This is a genomic window from Sphingobium sp. SJ10-10, from assembly GCF_036038995.2.
Taxonomy (GTDB): Bacteria; Pseudomonadota; Alphaproteobacteria; order Sphingomonadales; family Sphingomonadaceae; genus Sphingobium.
In genome coordinates this window covers 2,191,473-2,211,378 of the sequence record NZ_CP158132.1, presented here as the reverse complement: position 1 = coordinate 2,211,378, position 19,906 = coordinate 2,191,473, and the positions used below count along the sequence as shown (strand labels likewise).

The 19,906-nt window shown below is 64.6% G+C and carries 22 protein-coding genes; 8 read left to right on the top strand and 14 right to left on the bottom strand.

Features of this window, described 5'->3' with window-relative positions:
• Nucleotides 1-116 precede the first annotated feature (116 nt).
• From VVT58_RS10765 to flgB, 11 genes are all read right to left on the bottom strand, one after another.
• Nucleotides 117-962, bottom strand: a complete 846-nt coding sequence (locus tag VVT58_RS10765) for a flagellin (protein ID WP_327755007.1) — start codon at nt 960-962, stop codon at nt 117-119.
• 18 nt (nt 963-980) lie between these two features.
• On the bottom strand, nt 981-2,315 hold the full coding sequence (flgK, locus tag VVT58_RS10760; protein WP_327755006.1) for a flagellar hook-associated protein FlgK: 1,335 nt from the start codon (nt 2,313-2,315) through the stop codon (nt 981-983).
• On the bottom strand, nt 2,312-2,635 hold the full coding sequence (locus VVT58_RS10755) for a rod-binding protein (RefSeq protein ID WP_327755005.1): 324 nt from the start codon (nt 2,633-2,635) through the stop codon (nt 2,312-2,314). The genes flgK and VVT58_RS10755 overlap by 4 nt, the downstream gene beginning before the upstream one ends.
• Nucleotides 2,635-3,888 (bottom strand): flagellar basal body P-ring protein FlgI, encoded by a 1,254-nt coding sequence (locus VVT58_RS10750; protein ID WP_327755003.1) that lies wholly within the window; start codon nt 3,886-3,888, stop codon nt 2,635-2,637. The genes VVT58_RS10755 and VVT58_RS10750 overlap by 1 nt, the downstream gene beginning before the upstream one ends.
• Nucleotides 3,888-4,565: a flagellar basal body L-ring protein FlgH gene (locus VVT58_RS10745; protein ID WP_327755067.1), complete on the bottom strand. Its 678-nt coding sequence runs from the start codon at nt 4,563-4,565 to the stop codon at nt 3,888-3,890. Before VVT58_RS10745 ends, VVT58_RS10750 begins: the two co-directional genes overlap by 1 nt.
• Nucleotides 4,566-4,573: 8 nt before the next feature.
• Complete coding sequence (flgG, locus tag VVT58_RS10740; RefSeq protein ID WP_327755001.1) at nt 4,574-5,362, bottom strand: flagellar basal-body rod protein FlgG; 789 nt, start codon at nt 5,360-5,362, stop codon at nt 4,574-4,576.
• Between the two features lie 63 nt (nt 5,363-5,425).
• On the bottom strand, nt 5,426-6,169 hold the full coding sequence (flgF, locus tag VVT58_RS10735; RefSeq protein ID WP_327755000.1) for a flagellar basal-body rod protein FlgF: 744 nt from the start codon (nt 6,167-6,169) through the stop codon (nt 5,426-5,428).
• Nucleotides 6,170-6,241: 72 nt separating this feature from the next.
• Nucleotides 6,242-7,084 carry a flagellar hook-basal body complex protein gene (locus VVT58_RS10730; RefSeq protein WP_327754999.1) on the bottom strand — a complete coding sequence of 281 codons (843 nt, stop codon included), beginning with the start codon at nt 7,082-7,084 and terminating at the stop codon, nt 6,242-6,244.
• Between the two features lie 54 nt (nt 7,085-7,138).
• A complete protein-coding gene (locus VVT58_RS10725) occupies nt 7,139-7,795 on the bottom strand; it encodes a flagellar hook capping FlgD N-terminal domain-containing protein (RefSeq protein WP_327754998.1) in 657 nt (218 codons plus the stop codon).
• Nucleotides 7,792-8,202, bottom strand: coding sequence for a flagellar basal body rod protein FlgC (gene flgC / locus VVT58_RS10720; RefSeq protein ID WP_327754997.1), 411 nt, complete (start codon nt 8,200-8,202; stop codon nt 7,792-7,794). The genes VVT58_RS10725 and flgC overlap by 4 nt, the downstream gene beginning before the upstream one ends.
• Nucleotides 8,203-8,204: 2 nt before the next feature.
• Nucleotides 8,205-8,573, bottom strand: a complete 369-nt coding sequence (flgB, locus tag VVT58_RS10715) for a flagellar basal body rod protein FlgB (RefSeq protein WP_066554657.1) — start codon at nt 8,571-8,573, stop codon at nt 8,205-8,207.
• Between the two features lie 260 nt (nt 8,574-8,833).
• On the opposite strand from flgB, the gene VVT58_RS10710 reads away from it, so the two are divergent.
• From VVT58_RS10710 to VVT58_RS10675, 8 genes are all read left to right on the top strand, one after another.
• Nucleotides 8,834-9,502: a MotA/TolQ/ExbB proton channel family protein gene (locus VVT58_RS10710; RefSeq protein WP_327754996.1), complete on the top strand. Its 669-nt coding sequence runs from the start codon at nt 8,834-8,836 to the stop codon at nt 9,500-9,502.
• On the top strand, nt 9,499-9,984 hold the full coding sequence (locus tag VVT58_RS10705; protein WP_327754995.1) for a flagellar motor protein MotB: 486 nt from the start codon (nt 9,499-9,501) through the stop codon (nt 9,982-9,984). The genes VVT58_RS10710 and VVT58_RS10705 overlap by 4 nt, the downstream gene beginning before the upstream one ends.
• A gap of 65 nt (nt 9,985-10,049) precedes the next feature.
• Nucleotides 10,050-10,598, top strand: coding sequence for a flagella basal body P-ring formation protein FlgA (locus tag VVT58_RS10700; protein ID WP_327754994.1), 549 nt, complete (start codon nt 10,050-10,052; stop codon nt 10,596-10,598).
• 46 nt (nt 10,599-10,644) lie between these two features.
• Nucleotides 10,645-10,926 carry a flagellar biosynthesis anti-sigma factor FlgM gene (gene flgM / locus VVT58_RS10695; RefSeq protein WP_327754993.1) on the top strand — a complete coding sequence of 94 codons (282 nt, stop codon included), beginning with the start codon at nt 10,645-10,647 and terminating at the stop codon, nt 10,924-10,926.
• A gap of 8 nt (nt 10,927-10,934) precedes the next feature.
• Nucleotides 10,935-11,243 carry a hypothetical protein gene (locus VVT58_RS10690; RefSeq protein ID WP_066554674.1) on the top strand — a complete coding sequence of 103 codons (309 nt, stop codon included), beginning with the start codon at nt 10,935-10,937 and terminating at the stop codon, nt 11,241-11,243.
• 157 nt (nt 11,244-11,400) lie between these two features.
• Complete coding sequence (locus VVT58_RS10685; protein ID WP_087574571.1) at nt 11,401-12,222, top strand: flagellar biosynthesis protein FlgJ; 822 nt, start codon at nt 11,401-11,403, stop codon at nt 12,220-12,222.
• 9 nt (nt 12,223-12,231) lie between these two features.
• Entirely contained in the window at nt 12,232-14,364 is a 2,133-nt protein-coding gene (flhA, locus tag VVT58_RS10680) for a flagellar biosynthesis protein FlhA (RefSeq protein ID WP_327754992.1), read from the top strand.
• Between the two features lie 18 nt (nt 14,365-14,382).
• Nucleotides 14,383-15,114, top strand: a complete 732-nt coding sequence (locus VVT58_RS10675; protein ID WP_405053699.1) for a sigma-70 family RNA polymerase sigma factor — start codon at nt 14,383-14,385, stop codon at nt 15,112-15,114.
• Here VVT58_RS10675 and mdoH read toward each other — a convergent pair whose 3' ends face one another.
• The 3 genes from mdoH to VVT58_RS10660 all read right to left on the bottom strand — a co-directional run bounded on the left by mdoH (nt 15,115) and on the right by VVT58_RS10660 (nt 19,658).
• Nucleotides 15,115-17,013 (bottom strand): glucans biosynthesis glucosyltransferase MdoH, encoded by a 1,899-nt coding sequence (gene mdoH, locus VVT58_RS10670; protein WP_327754990.1) that lies wholly within the window; start codon nt 17,011-17,013, stop codon nt 15,115-15,117. It abuts the gene before it with no gap.
• Nucleotides 17,014-17,089: 76 nt separating this feature from the next.
• Nucleotides 17,090-18,601, bottom strand: coding sequence for a glucan biosynthesis protein (locus tag VVT58_RS10665; protein WP_405053698.1), 1,512 nt, complete (start codon nt 18,599-18,601; stop codon nt 17,090-17,092).
• Nucleotides 18,602-18,824: 223 nt separating this feature from the next.
• The gene (locus tag VVT58_RS10660; protein WP_327754988.1) at nt 18,825-19,658 is read right to left on the bottom strand and encodes a flagellin; all 834 of its coding nucleotides are present in this window, start codon (nt 19,656-19,658) and stop codon (nt 18,825-18,827) included.
• Nucleotides 19,659-19,906 lie beyond the last annotated feature (248 nt).

The window sequence follows — 19,906 nt, the reverse complement described above, 5'->3', positions numbered from 1 at the left end:
ATTGCCGACAGGAAACGAAAATATTTCAGTATGTTATAGAAGGGCGGGCCATATAAGCGCGGCGTGCTCCCGCGAGAGCAGGAGCACGGAGCCAAGTCAGCCCGACAACTTATCGCTTATTTGATCAGATCGAACAGCGTCTGCTGGTTGATCCGCGCAAAGGCGGATTGCGCCGCATTCAACTGGAGCAGCTTGGCCGATACCGAGGAAATGACCTCGGTCAGATCGGTCGATTCCAGATCGGCGCGCCGTTCCTTGAGATCGATGTCGATATCGGTGAGGCGCGTGCCGATCACGTCCAGCCGGTCGCTGCGCACGCCCTGCTTGGTCTGTTCCAGGACGACGTGATTCTGCCCCGCCTTGATGGCGTCCAGCGCGGCGACGACATCGGCGTCGGTGCCGCTTTGCAAGGCTGTGATGCTCTGGCCCAATATGTCGTCCAGCGTCATCGGCGTGCCGTTCACGTCGATCCCTTCGGACACTTCCTGCCGGGTGCCGACCACCGCGAGATTAAGGCCGCGGCTCACCGGAACGAGCACGCTCTGCCCGTCGTCGAAGGTTGGGACGCCGTTATAATCCTTTTGGTTGAGCAGCGAATCGATCGTCGTGCGGATCGTCTTCATTTCCTCAATGATCGCGGTCTTGCTGGCGTCGTTCAGCGATCCGTTGCGCGCTGCCGTCACCAGTTCCTGCGCGCGGGTCAGCAGCGTGTTCATCTCCCCGAGATTGGATTCGGCATTGGCGGCGCGTGTCGTGCCGGTGCTGACATTGGACTGCCAGGCGGCCTGTTGCGCCTGCGCCCGGCCGATGTCCGACACCTGCACCCAGGCGAGCGCATTGTCCGATGGCTTGGTGAGCGTCTTGCCGGTCGAAATGGCGGTCTGGCCGTCGACAATGCCTTGGGAGAGCTGCTGCTGACGGCGGATTTCGGCCAGAAGGGTCTTGTTGGTGATGCCTACCATGGTTCGGTTCCTTGCCCTTCAGATGATCTGCAGGATCGCGTCGACGGTTTCCTTCGCGACCTGAAGGATCTTCGCGCAGCCCGAATAAGCCTGCTGGATGCGCAACAAATCGGCCGCCTCCATGTCGAGGTCGACGCCGCTCACCGCTTCGCGCGCGGTCACGGCCTGATCGCTGCGGCTCTGCGCCGTGGTCTGCTCCGCCTTGGTGGAGGAGAGGAGGTTGGCATGGGTCGCGATCAGCGCGGTCCAGCCCTGTTCGACGCTGCCATTGCCGCGCAGAGACGCCGAAACGGTCAGCAGATTGCCGTTCGGCGTGCCGTCCGACGATTTGGCGGCAAGCTGGGCCGGGTCGCTGATCAGCGCGGTGACACTGGCGGCGGTGGTTCCGGACAGCAGCGCCGCGCCGGCGGCGCCCGCATCGGTACGTCCCTGGGCATGCCAGGCGTTCATGTCGGTGACGAACTGCTGCGCCAGCGTGTCGAGGCTGGCGTGCCGATCGGCCACGGTAACGGCGGCGGAAAAAAGTCCGCCCAGCGCGCCGCTGGTCGGCGCGGCGAGCGCAGTGCCGCCGCTCGTCGCCAGCGCCAGCGTGCCGTTGCTATTGACGGTAAGGGCCAGGGGTGTGGCGCTGCTGCCCTGCACCAGCGTCTGGCCGTTCAGCGTGACCTGCGCCTGATCATGCGCGCCGAAGCTGACGTCGATATTGAGGTTGGACGACAATGTGCCCAGCGCCGCGTCGCGCCCGTCGAGCAGTTGCGCATAGGCCGAAGTGCCCGGCGCCGCGCGCAGCAGGCTGTTGTTGATGTCGGCCAGCGCCGAGAGCGCCTGGTTGATCGTCGTCACGGACGCCTGCGCCTCGGTCGCGATGCCGCTCGACACCTGGGTCAGATCCGCCGCCGTCTGCTGGAACGCTTGCGCGACGCGGCTGATGCTGTCCAGCGTCGTCACGCGCAGGGAGTTGTCGTTCGGGCTGGCGGCCAGCTTGTCCATATTTTGGAACATGCCGGTCATGAGCTGGCCGACGCCGGTTTCCGTGTCGTTGAGCGCCGTTTCCGAATCGGTTAGCCAGCGCATCCGCGCCACCGCGCTGCCGAGCTGCATATTGGTATAGCGTACCGTGGCATCCAGATAGGGATCGGTGGCGCGGTTGACGCTCTTGACGTCGGTGCCGCCGAAATTGCCGCGGGAAATATAGACGGCCATGGTCGCGGTGGAGGAACCGGACTCGATCGTCGTCACCGACCGGCGCGAATAGCCCTCCGTGCTGGCATTGGCGATATTCTCCGACACCGCCGCCATGGCGGTGCGATAGGCCTTTGTGCCGGACGCGCCGATGATGAAGAGGTCGCTCATTCAACCTTGCCTTCAGCCTGGCCCGCAGCGGCGGGGCTGGATGCGCCCAGCTTCGCGCCGAACTGGTGCATCAGCATTTCAGCGATGCCGAGCGTGCCCCGGCTCGCCATGCTGTCGGCGGTGCGGGCGTCGGCCATGTCGCGGAACTGATCGGTGGCGCTGGAATCGCTGATGCCCTCGGCCAGGCTGGCCGAGCGCATCGCGCCCATCATCTGGCGCAGGAAGATCGCCTCGAACTGCTGCGCGGCTTTTTCCAGCGACGCCTTGTTCTGGGTTCCGCCGGCTTGGGCCGCCGCCGTCGAAGTCGAGTGTATCTGCATCACAACACCACCAGTTCAGCCTTCAACGCGCCCGCCTGTTTCAGGGCTTCCAGGATCGCGACCATGTCTGCAGGGGAGGCGCCGATGGCGTTCACCGCTTTGACTATATCGGCCAAAGAGGCTCCACCTTTAAAATTAATCATCGGCCGCTTTTCCTGATCGATCGAAATCGAACTGGATTGCTCCACTGCCGTCTGCCCCTGAGAGAAGGGCGCGGGCTGAACCACGCGGGGCGATTCATTGACGCTGACGGTGATTTTCCCGTGCGCGATGGCGGCGGGATGGATCTTCACCGCGCCGTTGATGACGACGGTGCCGGTGCGGGCGTTGACGATCACCTTGGCGGGCGCGTCGGCGGGCGAAACCTCGATATTCTCGATCAGGCCCATCATCATGACGCGGTCGGTCGCGCCCGGCGCGGCGTCGATGGAGACCGAAACGGCATCCGTGGCCTTGGCGCGATGATCTCCGAAGGTGCGGTTGATGCCGTCCGCAACCCGAAGGGCGGTGGTGAGGTCGGCTTCCGAAAGGTTGAAGGTAAGGGTGGGCGCGGTGTCGAAGCCGGTGGCTACGGCGCGTTCGACCGTCGCGCCGCCCGGAATGCGCCCGGCGGAGGGAATGTTGACCGACACCTGGCTGCCGTCCGCGCCGGACACGCCGAGGCCGCCGACGGCGAGGTTGCCCTGCGCCATGCCGTAAATCTCGTTATCCGCGCCGCGCAACGGGGTCATGATCAGCGTGCCGCCGCGCAGCGACTTGGCCTTGCCGAGCGCCGAGACGGTGACGTCAAGCCGCTGGCCGGGCTTGGCGAAGGCGGGCAAGTCCGCCGTCACCAGCACCGCCGCCGCGTTCTTGAGCGCCGGATTGATCCCCTGCGGCAGCGTCAGGCCGAAACGCGAAACGACGCCCTTCATGCCCTGCGTCGCATAATCCAGGCTGTCGTCGCCCGTGCCAGCGAGGCCGACGACGATGCCGTACCCAGTGAGCTGGTTGGGACGCACGCCCTGGAAGGTGCCCAAATCCTTGATCCGCTCGGCATGGGCCGGGGCGGCAAAAAGGGTGAGGGTGGCCAACAGGGCGATGATGGCATCGCGCACCAGACGTTTGCCCAACAAAATGCCGTCATTCCCGCGCAGGCGGGAATCCATCTCCTGCCTTATCCTCCGATGCAAAGTCGGGAGATGGATCCCCGCCTTCGCGGGGATGACGGAGGAGGGAAGGAGACGCGAGAGGGAGGTCATAAGACGTTCCATCAGAAGGGGCTGATCATGGAGAAGAAGCGCTGCAACCAGCCCTGACGGCTGGCGCGGGCGATTTCCCCCTTGCCGGTGTAGATGATCCTGGCGTCGGCCACGCGGGTCGATGCGATGCGGTTGTCCGGGCCGATATCGGCCTGGCGGACGAGGCCGCTGATTTGGATATATTCGTCGCCGCGATTGAGCGTCAGCGCTTTCTCGCCCTTCACCAGCATCGTGCCGTTGGGATAGGTCGCCGCGATCGTCACGGTGATCTCGCCATTCAGCGCATTGGACTGGGTGGCGGCGCCCTTGCCGGTGAAGGCGTTGCTGCCGCTGGAGCCGATGTCGCTGGCGGAGAAGAGCTTCGACAGGGGGCCGGTGCTGGGCGGCGTCAGCGCGATGCTGCCGTCGCGGCTGGTGTCGGCGCTGTTGCTCTTGGTCGCCTGCGTCCTTTCGACCAGGACGATGGTGATGATGTCGCCCACGCTGGTTGCCCGCGCCCCGCTGGTGAGCGGGGTATAGCCCATCGACGCCTGGAAGATCGAACCGTTGGCCGCAGGCGCGGCAGGAGCGGCAACGACCGTGGGGGCATAAAATTGCCGCTCGGCATCGCGCTTCTTGCCGGCCATGGCCGGGGAGGCGGCAAGAGTGACCATCGACAGGGCGAGCAGGGAGGCGGAAGCGAGGCGCATCATCCGGCTCACAGTTGCTGGTTGACGTATTGGAGCATCTCGTCGGTCGCCTTGATCATCTTGGAATTGACCTCATAGGCGCGCTGGGTTTCGATCATGTCGACCAGCTCTTCCACGACATTGACGTTCGAGGTTTCGAGATAGCCCGAGCGGACGACGCCCCGGCCATCCAGCCCCGCGACGCCGACCTGCGGCGTGCCGCTGGCGGCGCTTTCCTTGAGCAGATTGCCGCCGACAGCGGTCAGGCCCGCCGGGTTCATGAAGCTCGCCAGTTCGATCTGGCCGAGCTGGGTCGGTTCGGTCTGTCCCTGAAGCGTGGCGGAGATGGTGCCGTCATTGCCGATGGTGACGCTGGTCGCGCCTTGCGGCACGGTGATTTGCGGGATCAGCGGCAGGCCGTCGCTGGTGACGACCGTGCCTTCGGCCGTGGTCGTGAAATTGCCGGCGCGGGTGTAGGCGATGGAGCCATCGGGTTGCTGCACCTGGAAATAGCCCGAACCCTCGATCGCCATGTCGAGGACATTCTCGGTCTGGTTGAGCGTGCCCTGCGTGTTGATCTTGGCCGTGCCCTGCAACGCGACGCCCGAGCCGAGATTGAGCCCGGTGGCGAACTTGTTCTCGCTGTCGGAATTGGCGCCCGCCGCCACGATCTGCTGATAGGCCAGCGTTTCGAAATCGGCGCGGTCGCGCTTGAAGCCGGTGGTGTTGACGTTCGCCAGATTGTTGGCGATCACGCGCATCTTCGTGTTCTGCGCGTCAAGGCCGGTGCGGGCGACATGAAGGGCTGCGTTGGTCATCGTCTATCTCCGTGAGGCAGGCTCATGCGGACTTCAAAGCAAGGGTCGTGCCAAAATTAACCATTAACTGTCGAGGCGCATCAGCGATGCGCCGCCGTCGTCGAGCTGCTTGGCGGTGTCGATCATCTTGACCTGGGTTTCCCAGGCGCGGCTGGCCTCGATCATCTGCACCAGCGCGGACGTCGCGTTGACGTTCGATCCCTCCAGCGAACCGCCGGTCACGCTGGCGAGCGGATCGTCGGGCAGCGCGCCGCCATTCACTTCGCGGAACAGCCCGTCCGTGCCCTTGGCGATGCTGGAGCCGACCGGGCTGACCAGTTTCAGCTTGTCGACCTGCTGCGGATTGGCGGGATCGCCGCCCTGCGGCACGCCCCAGATGCTGCCGTCCTTGGCGATGGAGACGCTGTCCATCTGGGGCAGGGTGATGGGTCCGCCCTCGCCCAGCACGGGCAGGCCGTCGCCGGTCGTGAGCAGGCCGCTGTCGGTGACTTTCAGGTCGCCGCGGCGCGTATAGGCTTCGCCGCCGTCCGGACCCTGAACGGCGAGCATCGCATCGCCGTTCAGGGCCACGTCCAGCGGATTGCCGGTTTCGGTGACCGCGCCTTGCGCCATGTCGGCGGCGATCACCTGTTCGGACGCCTGCGCCCGCGTGTTGAGGCTGTCGCCCTTGATCCAGCGCGTCTCGGCATTGGCGATTTCCGCGCGAAAGCCGGTGGTGTTGACGTTCGCCAGATTGTTGGAGATCGCCGCCTGCCGCGCCATCGCGCCGCGCATCGCGGTGAGTGCCGTATTGACGAGCCGGTCCATGGGTGAGTCCTGTTCTTGCGGGTGCCGGAAACAATCCTGTCATCCCCGCCTTCGCGGGGATGACGAAGGAGTTTAGGTGCGCATGTTCACGATGGTGGTCGACAGCGTGTTGGCCGCTTCGATCGCCTTCGAGTTCGCCTGGAAGTTGCGCTGGGCCGAGATCAGGCTGACCAGCTCTTCCGTGATATCGACATTGGAGCGTTCCAGCGCGCCCGAGCGGACCGAGCCGTAAAGGCCGCTATTGCCCATGCCGAGCATCGGCGTGCCGCTGGCGTTGGTGGCGGTCCAGTGCGCGTCGCCCTGCTGGCGCAGACCTTCCTGGCTGTTGAACGCGGCCATGGCGGTCGCGCCCAGATAGACGGTGGTGCCGTCCGCATAGACGCCGGTGATCTTGCCTTCTTCCGACACGCCCACGCTGGAAAGCTGGTTGCCGGTGCCGCCGTCGGGCCAGTTGGTCGGAACCTTGAGGTCGGAGAGCGATGCGGTGGTTACCGTGCCCGTGACCGTCGAAACGCCGGTGACCGGATCGAGCGGGATCACCTGGAGCCGGGCGCCGGTGGTGTCGACGGCATAGCGGCTCTCATCGACCGAGAAGGCGCCGTTGCGGGTATAGCTGACCTGATTGTCGGCGGTGCGCTTGACCGTGAAGAAGCCTTCGCCGGTGATGGCGAGGTCCAGCGTCTTGTCGGTGGTTTCGATGGTGCCCTGGGTGAACTGCTGGTTCACGCCCTGCACGCGGACGCCCTGGCCCGACACCTGGGTCGTGGTCTGCATCGGCGCGGACGAGAAGATGTCACCGAACACGGCCTTGCTCTTCTTGAACGCGGTCGAATTCACGTTGGCGACATTGTTGGAGATGGTCGAGAGGTCGGACTGGGCCGCCTTGAGACCGGAAAGCGAGATGTAGAAGGACATGGCGTTGCTCCTTGGGTGAAAAGGATTTTGGGGGTGAAAAGGATTCGAGTGAAGTTAGGCGAGGGAAATGGCGTCGGACGGGCTGTAGGTGCCCAATGGGGTAATGAGTTTGGACGAACTGCCGTCGGCGGGTGACTGGACGGCGGCGATGGTGGCCCAGCTTGCGACGCGGCTGGGCGTGGCGCCGTTGACCTTGATCTTCAGCGCATCGGTGGCGACGGTGTTGCCTGCGTCATCCTTGCCGTCCCAAAAGAAATTGACGTTGCCCGCAGGCTGATTGCCAAGGTCGATGGTCTTGAGGACGTTGCCGTTGCCGTCGACCAGATTGACGCTCGCGCCGCTGGTGGCGTCGGCAAAGCTCAGCTGGCCCATATATTGGCCGGCGGCGTCGGGCGCGGCGATATTGCTCTGGACCAGCATCGACTTGCCGATCCAGCTCGCCGCATCGCCCAGCCGGGTGCCGCTCAGTTCGGACGCCAGGCCTTTCAACGTCTGATTCATTTCCGCGATGCCGCTGCTATTGGTGATGGTCGCCATTTGCGAGACCATCTGGGCGTTATCCATCGGTTCGAACGGATCCTGCGTCTGCATCTGCGCGGTCAGCAGGCGCAGGAAATCCGCCTGGCCCATTTCCGACTTGCCGGTGCCGACATTGGCATAGGGGTTATAGACCGAAAGCCCCGCGCTGTCGGTTGCGGTGGTGGTCGTCATTTGCCGATCCTTATGGTTTCGAGCATCAGGGATTTGGCGGTGTTGAGCACCTGCACATTGTTCTGGTACATGCGGGCGGTCTCGATCATGTCGACCAGCTCCGCGCTGCTATCCACGGCCGCTTCCCAGACATCGCCATTCTTGTCGGCCAGCGGATGGTTGGGATCGTGGCGCTTGGTGGGCTGCGCATTGGTTGTGACGACATTCTGGACCTTGACGGTCGAGACGCCGGGGCTGTCGGTGACCGACTGGAACACCGGCTTGATCGCGCGATAGGCCTCCGCCGCGCTGCCGGTGACATTGCCGGCATTGGCCATGTTGGATGCGGTCGCGTTCAGGCGCACGAGCTGCGCGCTCATGGCGCGGCCGGCGATGTCGAAGACGTTCATGGGGCCAGAACCGCTCATGCTCATTCTCCCTTCAAGGCGCGCGTGATGGTGTTGATGCGGCCCTCAAGGAAGGAGAGGGTCGTGCGATATTTGACGGCGTTTTCCGCGAACAGCGTCTGTTCGGTGCTGAGTTCGACGGTGTTGCCGTCAAGGCTGGATTGCAGCGGCACGCGATAGCCCATCGAGTCATCGACAGCTTGCGACACGTCGGCGGCCGACTTGCTCTGCTGCGTGGTGGCTTCCTTCAGCGCGGACTCGAAATCGATGTCGCGCGCCTTGTAACCGGGCGTCGAGGCGTTCGCGATGTTGGACGCGAGCAGGGAGAGCCGCTGCGAGCGAAGCGCCAGCGCCTTTCCATGTATCCCGAACAATCCGTCTTCCAGCGACATTTTCGTCTTTCCGTTTTTTCGACCCTGAAGGCCTAAAACTTGCCGATCCTCCGCCGTTCTAAGGCCTGATGGCGTGAACTGCGGCTGATCCAGCCTGATATTCGCAAAAGCCGTGCCAATTTGCGTGGGTGACGCATCGGCAAGGCGGAAATGGCGGAAATCCGGGGGTTCGCATGGGCATGGCGGCAAGGGCGGCAGAAATTTGCCGGTCGGTGGCAGGGCTTTGCCGCCTGACCGGAGGATGAGTTGGGGACGGTGATATGGTCGGTATCTTGGCGCATTTGTTCGATCCCCTGACCTTGCTGGCGATGATGGCCGGCATCGGGATCGTTGCGCTGTTCCAGAATGGCGGGCGGGCGCTGGGCCGCGCCTTTGCCGCGTTGGCGCCTTTGCTGAGCGCCGATCCGGCAAAGGATCGCGACGCCGCGCGGGCGGCGCTGCTCAAGATCGATCAGGTGGCGCAACTGCGTGGCCTGGCCTGTACGGACCGGGTGAAGACCGCCAATCCTTTCCTGACCCAGGCTGCGCGCAAGCTCGCCAATTGCGAGAAGACCGATCAGTTCGAACTGTGGGCGGCACAGACTCTGGCAGACCGGGCCCAGCGGCATGCAAGCGCCCGCAACGTCTGGCTTTCGATTGCCGATGCCGCGCCCGCTTTGGGCATGGCGGGGACGATCATCGGGCTGGTCGGCATGTTCGCGGGCATGGACGATCCCGCCAAGCTGGGGCCGTCCATGGCGCTGGCCCTGCTCACCACTTTTTACGGCGTCGTGATCGCCAATATCATGGCCGCGCCCATCGCTGCGCGGCTGGCCGACCTGTCGGAACGTGAACTGGCCTGGCAGAAGGAAGTGGCGGACCGCATGGCGGCGATTGCGCGCCGGGAAAATGTGCCGCTGCGCCGCGCCTCGATCCGTGAGGTCGCATGAGCATCCTGACATCCTCCGGCGCCCGGCGCAGCCGCTGGGCGCTCAGCTTTGCCGATCTGCTGCTGCTACTGCTCGGCTTTTTCGTGATGTTGCAGGCCAGCGGGCAGCGCCGGGACGCGATGCTGGCGCAGGTGCGTCAGCAATTTGGCGGACGAGCGCTTGCCAAGGCGACGGAAATGCGGGCGGCCGAACTGTTCCTGCCGGGCGAGGCGCTGCTCACGCCCGCCGGAGAGGCGCGTCTGGCGGCCTTGGCGGGACATTTCGCTTCGGGCCGGACTCGGCTGGAGATCAGCAGCCAGGGGACCGATCCAGGGCGGCAGCGCTTTGATTCGTGGGATTTGGCGGCGGCGCGGCTGGGGGCCGTGGCGCGGGCCTTGAAAGACCATGGCGTCGGGCGGGACCGGCTGGTCATTCGCGGGCTGGACCAGCTCGACGGCGCTTCGGGCAAGGGGCAGGTCATCCGGGTCATGCCGGGCAGGTAATACAGCTTGGCACGATGTTTGCTTTTATCAATGGTTGATGCTGTCCGCTTCATCGGAGAGAAACCGTGACGAATTTCCCCAAGATCCTCCTTCTGGCGCTGTCCATATCGGCGTCCGATCCTGCGCTGGCGCAGCAGAAGTTCGAGAATCTGGACCGTATCGACAGTTTGGTTGCGATGACCGTCGGCGCCAATATAGGCGAGCCGGGCGGCCCGATCGCGCCGGTGGACCGGCGATTGCGGCTGGCCGCCTGCCCCACGACGCCCGGCGTCGACGGCCCGGTCTTCGGTGCGGCGATCGTCAAATGCGACGCCTTGGGCTGGCGCATCCGCGTGCCTTTGGGCGCGGGTGCGGCGGCGGCGTCTTCCGGGCCGGTTGCGCGCTACGCGCCTGCCGCGCGGGCCATCCCCAAGGAGGCCGTCGTGAAGAAAGGCGACCCCGTCCAACTGATGGCGGGCAATGCGAGTTTCAGCGTCTCGCGCATGATGGTCGCGGACGAGGATGGCGCCGTGGGTCAGACGATCCGCGTGCGCGAGGAAAAGAAAGCCGCGCCGATTCTGGCGCAGGTCGTGGAAATGGGAATAGTTCGTGTTCCGGGATTTAATAATTTTTGAACCCGGCCGTATATAGGCTGTGCGGGACGAATGAAGGATTGAAACGATGATCAAGTCTGTCGGCCAGAATATCAGCGCCGCCTTGGAGGCGACCCGCCTGAAGGAAGGCAGCAAGACAACACGCGCTTCGTCGGCTGGTTCGGCTGTCAGCGCATCTTCGGCGGCCAGTTCCGCCAGTCCTGCTGCCCGCATGGCGGCGGAAGGCGCGCCGGTCGACATGGATCGCGTGGCCGCCATCAAGGCCGCGATCGCGTCGGGCAATTATCCGGTCGATCCGGCGGCGATCGCTGATCGCATGATCGCCCTCGACCTGCCGGTCGCGGACTGAACCGTCCCATGCCGCTCGGTCTTGCAGCGCTGGATGCGTTGAACGCGGCTTTCGAAGAGCTGCGGTCGGTGCTGGACGGCACGGACGTTGCGGCGATCGAAGCGGCGACCCGCCGGATTGCCGCAGCCGCCTCCACCGTCCGCGCCATTGGCGTGTGGCGTTCCGATGAGGTGGTGCGGGAACGGCTGAAGGCTTTGCAGCCCCTGATCGAATCGGCGCGGGTTCGCACCAACCTGCTCGCCGATCATGCGAATCAGCGGTTGACCATTCTCGCCGCTCAGGGCGCAGAAACCGCGCCGCTGGTCTACGGCCGCTAAAAAAACCGCCATTTTCTGCTTGTTTCCGAAAGGCGCCCACGGGCGCCTTTTTGCGTCGAACCGAACGCGAAAAGCAAATTATGAGCGCGCGTTAACCAAATCTTGGCACGTCACTTGCTCTATTGACCCTCGATACCAATGGGGATTTGAGCAACCAGTGTCGGCTTTCGCAGACATCACCGCAACAGGCGCTTCGGCGGGCAATCGCGTGACCAACGCGATCGCCATGGCCAGCCGCAGGACAGGCGTGGACTTCGCCTATCTGCTGGGGCAGGCGAAAATCGAAAGCAGCCTGAACCCCACTGCCCGCGCGACGACTTCGTCCGCGACAGGGCTGTACCAGTTCGTCGATCAAAGCTGGCTGGCGGTCATCGACCAGCATGGCAGCGAATATGGCCTGGGCTGGGCTGCCGACGCGATCAGCCGGGGCAGCAACGGCCATTATTATGTGTCCGACCCCGATCTTCGCCAGCAGATCCTCGACCTGCGCAAGCATCCGGAAACCGCCTCCGTCATGGCGGCCGAACATGCCGCCGACAACAAGGCCACTCTGGAACAGCGGCTGGGCCGCGAGGCTGAGCCGGTCGATCTCTACATGGCCCATTTCCTGGGCGTTGGCGGGGCGAGCAAATTCCTGGCGATGAACGACCGCGCGCCCGACGCGACGGCAGCGTCAATGTTCCCGGCGGCGGCGCGGGCCAACCGCTCGATCTTCTACGACCGCCAGGGCAATGCCCGCAGCTTTGCCGAAATCCGCGGCCGCTTTGCCTCGAAGCTCCAGAAGGGTTTCGATTCGATCGGCACCGGCGATATTCAATATGCCGACAACGCGCTGCCCTCCGGCGCGAAGACGGTCCAGCCCGCCGATTATGTGCGGATCGAAACCCAGCGCCTTGCGACCGCCGCCGACGTCACCGTCCGGCCGGAACCGCAGACCGCGCGCCTCGCCTATCTCATGCTCGCCACCCTCGGAAGGTAACGGCCAAAGATGACTCCTGCCCAAGTCAAAGCGAAGATCTGGACGAGCGCCGCCAAGGGAGCGGTGTTGCCCTTTGCGACGCTGATGGTCGTGCTGTTCATGATGGTGCCGGTGCCTGCGTTCATGCTGGACGTCGGGTTCATCACCAACATCATGATCAGCCTGGCCGTGCTGATGGTGGCGCTGAATGCGGCGAAGCCGCTGGATTTCTCCAGCTTTCCGACTGTGCTGCTGTTCGCGACGCTGCTGCGGCTGGCGCTGAACGTCGCCTCGACCCGCGTGGTGCTGGTGCAGGGGCATGAAGGGTCGGACGCGGCGGGCCATGTGATCGAGGCCTTCGGTCACTTCCTGATCGGCGGCGATTATGTTGTCGGCATCTTCGTCTTCGCCATCCTGATGATCATCAACCTGGTCGTCATCACCAAGGGCGCGGGCCGCGTGTCGGAAGTGTCGGCGCGCTTCACCCTGGACGCTCTGCCCGGCAAGCAGATGGCGATCGACGCCGACCTGAACGCCGGCCTGCTGACGCCGGAAGAAGCCAAGGTTCGCCGCCGCGAAGTCGCGACCGAGGCGGATTTTTACGGTTCCATGGACGGTGCCAGCAAGTTCGTGAAGGGCGATGCGGTTGCAGGCATCCTGATCCTGGCCATCAACATCGTCGGCGGCATCATATTGGGCGTGGTCAGCCATGGCCTGTCGATCGGAGAGGCCGCGCAAACCTATATCGTTCTTGCCATCGGTGACGCGCTGGTCGCGCAGGTTCCGGCGCTGCTGCTCTCCATCGCGGCGGCGGCCATCGTCACCCGCGTCGGCAGCGAACAGGATCTGGGCGGCCAGATCACCAGCCAGTTCGGTTCGGGCAAGGCCTGGATTCCGGTGGCGGCGATCCTGACTTTCCTCGGCATTTTGCCGGGCATGCCGCACATGATCATCCTGTCCGCCGCCGCGATCGCGGGGGGCATCGCCTGGCAGCTCCGCAAGGCCGGTCAGCGCAAGGCGGCCGAACCTGAAGCGGTTGCCCCGCCGCCGAACCCCGCGCTGATCGAATGGAACGACGTGTCCGACGGCGCGGTGCTGGGGCTGGAGATCGGCTATGGCCTGATCGGCCTGGTCGACGAGCGCAAGGGCGCGCCGCTGATGGCCCGCATCACCGGTATTCGTCGCCAGCTTTCGAAGGAATTGGGCTTCGTCGTGCCGATGGTCCGCGTGAAGGACAATCTGGCGCTGGAGCCGAACCAGTATCGCATCACCATCGCCGGCGTCGTCGTGGGCGAGGACGAGATCTTCCCCGACGATCTGCTGGCGCTTGACAGCGGCGCGCTGGAGAGCACAGTGTCCGGCCGCGAGGCCAAAGACCCGACCTTCGGCCTCGACGCTGTCTGGATTTCGCCTGCCAAGCGCAGCGAAGCCGTGGTCGCGGGCTATACCGTGGTCGATCCGCCGACGGTGGTCGCCACCCATCTCAACCAGCTCATCGCGATGAACGCCAGCGAGATGTTCGGCCTGGACGAAGCGCGCAAGCTGCTCGACAACCTTAAGGAAGCCGCGCCGCAACTGGTCGATGGTCTCACGCCGGGGCTGCTGAACCTGACGCAGATTTCCGCGCTTTGCCGCGCCCTGCTGGCCGAAGGGATCGCGCTCAAGGACTTCCGCCGCATTTGCGAGGCGATGGTCGATGCGGCCCGCCCGGACATGAACCTCGACCAGCTTGTCGAGGCGGTGCGTCAACGCATCGGCTCGCTCATCATCCAGGGGCTGGTGCCGGTGAAGATGCCGCTGCCGGTCATCACGCTGGACGGCGATCTGGAAGCGCTGCTGGCGCAGGCGATGCGCGTCGCGGGCGACGCCCGTCACCCGATCGAGCCCGCGCTCGCCAACCGCATCATCGAGGCGGTGGTGCAGGCCGCCCGCCCGTTGCTGGGCCAGGCGCGCAATTTCGCCATCGTCACCTCGCCGCTCGCGCGCCGCGCGCTGGCCCGCCTGTTCAAGCCGCATCTGCCGGAGACGCCCGTGCTGTCCTTCCTGGAAATTCCCGATGGCAAGGGCGTGGAGGTCGTCGCCGTGGTCGGCGGCGAGCAGCGGCCCGCGCCGCGCCATGATCCTTTGCCCAGAGAGTCCGCCGCCCGAGAGCGCGTCGCCTGAGGAGCCTGACCAATGTATATGAACAGGGTCGTCGCCGGTTCCGATGCCAACACCTATGGCCGCACCGGCAATGCCAATTCTCCCGAACAGCTCGCGCGCCGCTATATGCCGCTGGTGCGCAAGACCGCCTGGCACGTCCATGGCCGTGTATCCAGCGCCATAGAGATTGAGGACTTGCTCCAGATCGGCATGGTCGCGCTGGTCGAGGCGGCCAATGGTTTTGAGGATCGGGGCCTGGGTTTCGCCTCCTACGCGCAGTTGCGCGTGCGCGGGGCGATGATCGACCATCTGCGCCGCCATGCGACGATGACGCGCTCCGCCATGGCCCAGCGGAAGCAGTTGGCGGGCATACGCGGCCGGCTGGAACAGAAGCTGGGCCGTGTGCCGCTCGAAGCGGAAATGTCTGCGGAGATGGGGCTGGATGCCGCCGCCTATCGTGAAGTGGCCGACAGTTGCGAGATGGTGCAGCATAGCAGCATGGATGAGGTCTATTCCGACCAGTCCATGTGGTTCGCGGATGTCGAGGATCGCGCCGACGATGTGATGGAGCGGGAGGCGCTCAAAGGCGCGCTTGCCAAATGCATCGGGGAATTGCCGCAGCGCGAGGCGCTGGTGCTTCAGCTCTATTTCGTCGAGGAATTGAATCTGGAGGAAATCGGCGCGACGCTGGATATCGGCGCGGCGCGGGTGTGCCAGATCAAGAAGGCGGCGCTCGACAAGCTGCGCGAGAAGCTGCGGGATTGGGACTGATCAACTATCATTCGCTGGGTTCGACAATCCATCGAACGGCGGCTTTGCATTATCGAGCTGAAGCTGGCGATAGCGCGACTTCTGGTAATTCTGCGTCCGCCACCAGGGTTCCGCCACCTGGAACAGCCCGCTTTTCGCGACATGCGTGCCCAAATCCTTGCGCGCCGTGAAGGCTGCGAAGAAGGGCGCCAGCGCCAGCCCCGCCACCACCGGGATGACCCAGCCGAGCGAAGTGTCGGACTTGACCGCCAGCAGCGTCAGCCCCGCACCCAGCAATATATGCCATTTGAACAGCCAGATGGCGGGCAGTATCGCCATGCCGTCGCGGTCGCGGGTCTGGCCGTTCCAACTGCTCTTGCGGCCCATCAGGATGCCGAACAGGTTGATGGTCTGGGTCAGCATGCTGACCGGCGCCATCAGGATCGACAGGGCGATGTCCGCGATCACCCCGCGCATCATCCGGACGCCACCGCCAAAACCGATGCGCCGCGCCGGATCGGCCAGCGCCCAGAGCAGCGCCAGCAGCTTCGGCCCGAACAGCAGCACGCCGGTCAGCGCCAGCAACCCGCCCGAGGGCAGGATCGCGCTCGGCGGCCACACGCCCGCTGCCGCACCGCCCAGCACCACCAGCATCAGCGCCAGCCAGAGCGGCGACGTGCAATAGGCCGAAGCGCCGACGAAGAGCTGGAACTTGCTGACCGGATGCATGCCCCTGATCTTCGTGAGCAGGGGAACATGCTGGATATTGCCCTGGCACCAGCGCCGGTCACGCGTGGCGAGATCGGGCAGGGAGGGCGGAAATTCTTCGAAACTGTCGTCGGCCATGACGATATGCACGTCCCAGCCACGGCGGCGCAGCAGCGCAGCCTCGACCATGTCATGGCTCATGATATGCCCGCCAAAGGGCGCGCGGCCCGGCAGTTCGGGCAGGCCGCAGCTTTGGGCGAAGGCCTTGGTCCGCAGGATCGCGTTGTGGCCCCAGAACATGCCTTCCGACCCTGCCCACCAAATCATGCCGGCAGCCGAGATCGGCCCGAAGAGGCGGCTGGCAAATTGTTGCCAGCGGGCGAAGAAGGTCGTGGCGCCGACGATCGAGGGCACGGTCTGGATCAGGCCGACATGCGGATGCCGCTCCATATCGGATGCCAAACGCGCCATGGTCTGGCCGCTCATCACGCTGTCGGCGTCCAGCACGATCATATAGTCGTAAGCGCCGCCAAAGCGTTCCACCCATTCCGCGATATTGCCGGGCTTGCGGCCGATATTAAGAGCGCGGCGGCGGTAGTGGACCGGGCGGGAGAAGCCCTTGCGCATTTTCATATAGGCGGCGCGTTCGATCTCGCCATTTTCGGGGTTGGAATCGCTGAGGATGAAGAATTCGAAGCGCTCGCCGCCCATCACCTGCGCCAGCGAGCGCTCCATGATCGACAGGCGGCCCAGCACGCCCTGAAAATCCTCGTTGCAGACGGGCAGCAGCACGGCTGTCTGCCCGCGCAGAGGCGGGGCGGTGCGCGCGCGATAGGGCCGCACGCCTTGCCCTTTGCCCATGGTCAGCAGCAGAAAGCCGATCAGGCTGGTCGCGAAGCCGAAGGCGATCCAGGCAAAAAGAGGGATGAACAGGGCCAGATAAACCCCCTCCCACGCCGAAATGCCGTCGAGGCCAATCGACCGCCGCATCTCATGCGCCGCCATGGATGCGGGCAGCAGCGCCAGCAGAACGACCAACGTCCGTCGCGCCCAGAGATCGATGTTGAAGGGGCGATGCGGCAGGTCGCGTGGAGTCGCGGAAAAATCCTGCGCGGGCATGGCCAGCGGCCGTTCCACGGGAAGATGCTCGAACGCCCGTACGGGCGCCGATCCCATGGTCTTATCCGTGTGCCTGCCGCCTGTTGCTTTCATGTCCGACCCATTTTCCGGTTCACCGCCTTAAGCAAACCCGGCTCAAACCCGCCGGGTTCCACAACAAGCCCTGCCGTCAAGCGCCGAGCGGGTAATGCACATATTCGCTGAACGGGCGATTGCCAGTGCGAAGTTGGGCGCGAATATCGGTCGACTTGCCCCGGTCCCGACGAATATCCAGGACCATCCGGAACATGTCCTTTTGATGCAGCACGGGATAACCCGCCTTTTTGACCAGCGTTCCTCCTGCCAGGTCGACCCATATGTCCGGGCGAGTCTGGGCCGGAACCCCGGCAAAGTCGACAAGAAAGCGTTCGACCCCGGCCTCGCCCGATTGCCCGGTCCAGATATTCTCGACCGTGGCGAGGCCGCTCGAACCGGGCGTTCGCGCCGCTGACCAGTCGAGCCGGTAGCTCGCCTCGATCCGGCTGCCTGCGCGGATGGAGGCGGCGGGCGTCCAATAGGCCGCGACATTGTCGGTATATTCGCTGTCGGTCGGGAAGGCGTAGAGTCGCACCTGCCCGGCGCCCAACGGCTTGCGGCTGGTCGCCCAGAGCGATGGGCGCCGTTCGTAGAAGACGCCGTCATCCTGATAATGGTCGAAATCGCGGTCGCGCTGGAGCAGGCCGAAGCCCCTGGGATTGCGCTCGGCAAAGACATCGACGCGTGGCGCTGAGGGATTGACCAACGGGCGGCAATGGGCGGTGCCGTCGGCGCTGGCGATGGACAGCATGTCGCTGTCATGGATTTCCGGGCGCCAGTCGGTGCGCTTGGCCCGGTCCGCCTGATCGTACCAGAACATGCTGGTCATCGGCATCAGTCCCAGTTCGGCGATGGGCTTGCGCGCGAACAGCACGGCGTCGATATCCTGCCGCACGCCCTGCGGCGTTAGCTCGTTGGCGAAGCGGAAGGCGCCGGTCAGCGAGGCGCTGTCCATCAGCGCATAGACGGTGACGCTGCTGCGCCCGGTGCGCTCCAGCCAGAAATGGGTGAAGCGGGGAAATTCTTCCTTGCCCGAAATGCTGGTGTTGATCGCGACGGCGCGGGCCGACAGGCCGAATTGCTTTTCCGCGGGCGCCCGGAAATAAGTGGCGCCCAGGAAGGACAGCCAGTCGCCGTCCCGCGCCGCGTTCATGATGCGGAAACCCGAAAAGCCGGCATCGGGGCCAAGATTGCGCACCGCATTGCCGGGCGGGGCGTCGAACATGTCGGGATCATAGCGGAGCGGCGTTGCCCGCCCTCTTTCGACCAGCGCGATCTCGACCGGCTGCTGCACCGTGCTGCTCAGAGGGAAAAGGCGAAGGCCGGTGTCGCCGCCCAGGTCGTTCCAGATCGTCCGTTCATCGCGGAAGCGCGCCTGGTTGAAGGCGTCATAGCCGATCTTGTCCGCGCCGGGGAAAAAGGGCGTCACGGCAAAGGGCGCGCGCGTCAGCCGCTGCGCCCGGCCGATCACCATGTCCCAGGAAAAAGCGCCGCCGCGGGGTTGGGCGAAAAGGGCGCGGGGAAGCAGCAGCGCTGCGCCGGAGGCGGCGATCATGGCGCGCCGCCCCATCCCGGTCGAAGAAATCTTGGTCATGGCGATCATCATGGGTGCGACAACTGCCAATGCAAGTGTTTCGATCCCGCATTGACTGGAAAATGGCCGATCGACAAATGCGATGAAGCCTCCGCCCGGGGGGACGGAGGCTTCGTTAAGCTGGTCGTTTCATCGAAGTCTTTGCCCCCGGCACGGTGGGGACTGATAATGTGCCGGAGGCGGCATGACTGGCTGAGGTGACCAAGACCCCAGCCGGTCAATCTCTTGTCAGGCCTTAGCTGATCAGCTTCAGCACGCCCTGCTGGCTCTGGTTGGCCTGGGCCAGCATCGCGGTCGAAGCCTGGCTCAGGATCTGCTGCTTGGCGAGCGCGGTCGTTTCGGCCGAGAAGTCGGCGTCTTCGATGCGGCTGCGGGCGTCGGTCAGGTTGGTGACGTTCGCCGTCAGGTTGTTGACCGTCGATTCGAGGCGGTTCTGCGCGGCGCCGAGATCGGCGCGCTTGGTCGCCACCGTTGCCAGTGCCGTGTCGTAGGCGGCGAGGTCGGTCGCTGCGAAAGCGGGGGCGGCCACGGTGCCGCTCAACGCGCCGCCGGCCGAGGTGGCGACGGCAGACAGGTCGAGCTGACCCAGGGTGAGGGAAACGGTGTCGGTGCCGCTGGCGCCGGCCTGAATGTCGATCGTGGCCGGGGCGGACGCGGAGAACAGGTCCTTGCCGTTGAACTGGGTCTTGCTCAGCACCGAGTCGATCTGCTTGCCGAGCTGGTCGATTTCATTCTTGATGTTGCCCTGCGACTTCGTGTCGTTGGTGCCGTTCAGACCCTGAACCGTCAGTTCACGCATACGCTGCAGCATGTTGCTGACTTCGCCCAGCGCGCCTTCCGCCGTCTGAGCGAGCGAGATGCCGTCATTGGCGTTGCGGATGCCCTGGGTCATGCCGCGGATCTGCGAGGTCATGGTCGATGCGATGGCCAGACCGGCGGCGTCATCCTTCGCGCTGTTGATGCGCTTGCCGGTCGACAGGCGTTCCATCGCGGTGCTGAGAGCCTTGTTGGCCATGGCCGAAGCATTGGTGGCGCGCAGCGCCGAGGAGTTGGTTCCGATAACAGTCATGATAATCCCTTTCCGTTCACTATCAGGTCGCTGCCATCAGGCTGCTTGCGGCCTCGAAAGGGGATAACGGCAGGGGCGAAAGAGCTTTTAGCCCGTTGCCCGTTTTTTCTGATATTTTTCAGGAAAGCCCGGAAAACCGGGGCTAAATCGACCTTTATGGGCGCCCCTATATGCAGAAGCGGGGGAAAAGTTCCGGCAAGGCGGAAAAAAATTGCCGTTATGCGGCAAGGGGTTTGCCGCATTAACCA